Consider the following 3,078-nt stretch of genomic DNA (forward strand, 5'->3'; position numbering starts at 1 on the left):
GTAAGCGTCAAGCCGAGGCCGTCTTGACGATCAGAACTTGACCTCTGAGAGCCGCTGATTCGCATGCACGAGATCGAAGGCAGCGGGATCGAAGCTGCCGCCACACCAGTCAAGGAAGTGGCCGTGCTCCTCGTGCGTCGGATCAGCGATCGCTTCGAGGAAGTCGGCATATCCGGGCACTCCACCGACGTCTTCCGGGGGGCACGCATTCTGCCCGTCCAGGCACAACGGTCGGCGCATGTCTGGATCAGGCACGAGTGCCTTCTCGACCTTGATCCGATGCTGCCAGTTGTCGCCGTAGTCGTAGATGTAGGTGAATGACTTCAAGCCACCCAGCGCCTTCGCCAGCGTGACCCGTGCTTCATTGAGCATTGGCGGATCGCTCTGGAATCCGAAGTCATCTGGTTCACCATAGTTGGTTTCGCCGAAGACGAATTCGTGCAGGTGCCCACCTTCCCAGCCCATGGCCAGTTGCAGCACGACATGCAGCTTGCCCAGCCGGATCGGGCCGGGAATGATGATTCGTCGCCAGATCGCCGGCTTGATGTATTGCAGTTCAACGCGCAGCACGTAATCGGGCACTGGCGCCTTGACCAGGCGCAGGGAGGGTTTGCGGGCTTGGGCCATCGAATTATTACGCGGCTTGCTGCTCGACGTGTTCGGCCGGCATCAGGCGCCACGGCAGCAACTCGTCGATGCGGTTGATGGGATGATCGGCGATGCGCTCAAACACCGTGCGCAGGTACGCAAACGGCTCAATGCCGTTCAGCCGCGCCGTACCGATCAGGCTGTAGATCACCGCCGCGCTTTCGCCACCGCCGTCGGAGCCTGCGAACAGATAATTGCGCCTGCCGAGGACCAGCGGCCTGATCGCGCGCTCCGCCGTATTGTTGTCCACCTCGACACGCCCGTCTTCGCAATACCGTGTGAGCGCGTGCCAGTGCCCCAGCGAGTATCTGATCGCCTTCGCCAGCCCCGACTTCGCCGAGACCTGTGACAGCGTGTGTTCGAACCAGGCCTTCAGCTCAGTGAGCAATGGGGCCGAGCGCTGCTGACGCACAGACAGGCGCACGTTCGGCGTCTCCCCGCGAACCTCGCGTTCAACAACATATAGCGCCCCAATGCGGCGCAGTGCTTCTTCCGCAATCGGTGAGCTGTCCAGCTTGTACAGGTCGTAGAACTTGCGCCGCGCGTGCGCCCAGCATCCGGCCTCGATGACCGTGCCGTCACGATACAGGGCGTCATACCCACTGAAGGCGTCTGCCTGCAGGATTCCCGTGTAGCCCGCCAGATGTTCCCGAGGTCGCTCACCTTTGCGGTCGGGTGAGTACCTGTACCAGACTGCTGGTGGCGCGCGGCTTCCTGCCGGGCGGTCATCGCGCACATAGGTCCACAGACGCGCCGTGCGTGTCTTGCCACGCCCCGGCTCCAGCACAGGCACGGGCGTGTCGTCGGTATGGATCTTGTCTGCGTCGAGCACGTAACGACCGAGTGCATCGGACAGCGGTTGCAGCAGCGCAGCCGCTTCACGAACCCACGAAGCCAGTGTTGCCCGGTCCAGTTCGATGCCCGCACGGCGATAGATGCCGGCCTGCCGGTACAGCGGCGTATGGTCAGCGTACTTCGCAACGACGACCTGCGCGAGCAGCCCGGCACCTGCCATCGAGCGCGCTATCGGTCGCGAAGGTGCTGGCTCCTGCACCACTGCAGCACAGCACGGGCAGCTCAGCTTCGGACGTACGTGACGCAGCACCTTGAAGTAACCGGGCACATAGTCGAGCATCTCCGATACGTCCTCGCCCGGCGCACGCATCTGTTTGCCGCATTCCGGGCATCCGCAGTTCGTCGGCGCATGAACAATCGTTTCGCGAGGTAAATGGGCAGGGAAGTGCCGCGGCTTGCGGCGCAGCGGAACAACGTTCGTTATGGCCGACGTATCCGCAGTCGCGTCGGCGTCAGGCGCCTTCGCCGATGCGGGCATATCTGGTTCAGGAACAGGCAGTTCACCGAGCGCGAGCTGCAGCTGGTCCATGAGTTCTGTCATGCGCTCCGATGAGCGGCCATACTGCCATCGCTTCAGTCGCGAGATCTCGGCCAGCAACTGCGCAATGGTCTCGTCGCGCGAGGCAACGATGCGCTTGAGGGCGGCGATGTCATCGGGCAGATGGCTGGCTGGCATGCATGCCAGTGTAAATCAAGCCCCCGCGCTTGTGGGCTCCCGCACCCTGCCTTATGCCGCGTACGTCGGCTGCCACGTCCGCTCTGGATGCCGCCAGTCAATTCCCTCGAGCAGCATCGACAGTTGGGCGGCAGACAGATGGACTGTTCCCGAGTCAGCCTGCGGCCACACGAAGCGTCCGCGCTCAAGTCGTTTCGCGTACAGGTTCATGCCGTCGCCGCTCCACCATAAAATCTTGATGAGATCACCGCGACGCCCCCGAAACAGAAAGATGTGGCCCGAGAAGGGATCACGTCCGAGTGTCGATTGCACCAGCGCGGCAAGTCCATCCATGCCACGGCGCATATCGGTAACGCCCGCTGCCAGCCATACGCGGGTACCGCTGGGCGGAGCGATCATGCGGGCATCAGGCAGCGCAGCACGAGACGCAACTGCACTGGATCGACCATACCCGTGACGCGCACGCGGGCACCGTTCAGTTCAATCTCGATACCCGACGCTACCGGCACGCTCTCGCGATGTGGCTCGCCCGGCTGGAGTGCCAGCGGCGCCGGTTCGGCCTTCTCGTCTGTCGGTGCATCAGGTAGCGCGACGGGCAGCAACACCGCTGTGCCGTGCGCCACTCCGTCAAACAAGCCCGCCCGCAGTTGCCGGCGCCACTTGAACACCATATTGGGATTCAGTCCGTGCGCCTGCGCAAGCTTGGCCACAGAAATACCCGGCTCGCTCGCCGCGACGGCAACCTGGCGTCGGTACTCCGGTGCGTAATTCGGTCGGCCCTTGCGGTTCGATGGTCTCGCAATCCGTGTGTCCAAAGTAGTCCCCACCACTTGAAGTAACGGGCATCACTTTGGACACCGGGACCAGCCCTGTCCATGCGGCCTTCAAATGACGCTTAC

General features: G+C 63.0%; 4 protein-coding genes. All 4 read right to left on the minus strand.

Features of this window, described 5'->3' with window-relative positions:
* Positions 1-30: 30 nt before the first annotated feature.
* The 4 genes from BLU17_RS31920 to tnpA are packed head-to-tail and all read right to left on the minus strand — an operon-like array spanning position 31 to position 2,994.
* On the minus strand, positions 31-627 hold the full coding sequence (locus BLU17_RS31920) for a plasmid pRiA4b ORF-3 family protein (RefSeq protein WP_092006693.1): 597 nt from the start codon (positions 625-627) through the stop codon (positions 31-33).
* A 7-nt stretch (positions 628-634) separates the two neighbouring features.
* On the minus strand, positions 635-2,179 hold the full coding sequence (gene tnpC / locus BLU17_RS31925; RefSeq protein ID WP_092006696.1) for an IS66 family transposase: 1,545 nt from the start codon (positions 2,177-2,179) through the stop codon (positions 635-637).
* 51 nt (positions 2,180-2,230) lie between these two features.
* Positions 2,231-2,578 (minus strand): IS66 family insertion sequence element accessory protein TnpB, encoded by a 348-nt coding sequence (tnpB, locus tag BLU17_RS31930; RefSeq protein WP_092006699.1) that lies wholly within the window; start codon positions 2,576-2,578, stop codon positions 2,231-2,233.
* Complete coding sequence (tnpA, locus tag BLU17_RS31935) at positions 2,575-2,994, minus strand: IS66-like element accessory protein TnpA (RefSeq protein WP_245747124.1); 420 nt, start codon at positions 2,992-2,994, stop codon at positions 2,575-2,577. The genes tnpB and tnpA overlap by 4 nt, the downstream gene beginning before the upstream one ends.
* Positions 2,995-3,078 lie beyond the last annotated feature (84 nt).

Source organism: Paraburkholderia lycopersici (assembly GCF_900096975.1).
GTDB classification, from domain to species: Bacteria; Pseudomonadota; Gammaproteobacteria; order Burkholderiales; family Burkholderiaceae; genus Paraburkholderia; species Paraburkholderia lycopersici.

Excerpts from the sequence above, each read along its gene's own strand:
- BLU17_RS31920 (WP_092006693.1), bottom strand. The coding sequence starts at position 627 with ATGGCCCAAGCCCGCAAACCCTCCCTGCGCCTGGTCAAGGCGCCAGTG.
- tnpC (WP_092006696.1), bottom strand. The coding sequence starts at position 2,179 with ATGCCAGCCAGCCATCTGCCCGATGACATCGCCGCCCTCAAGCGCATC.
- tnpB (WP_092006699.1), bottom strand. The coding sequence starts at position 2,578 with ATGATCGCTCCGCCCAGCGGTACCCGCGTATGGCTGGCAGCGGGCGTT.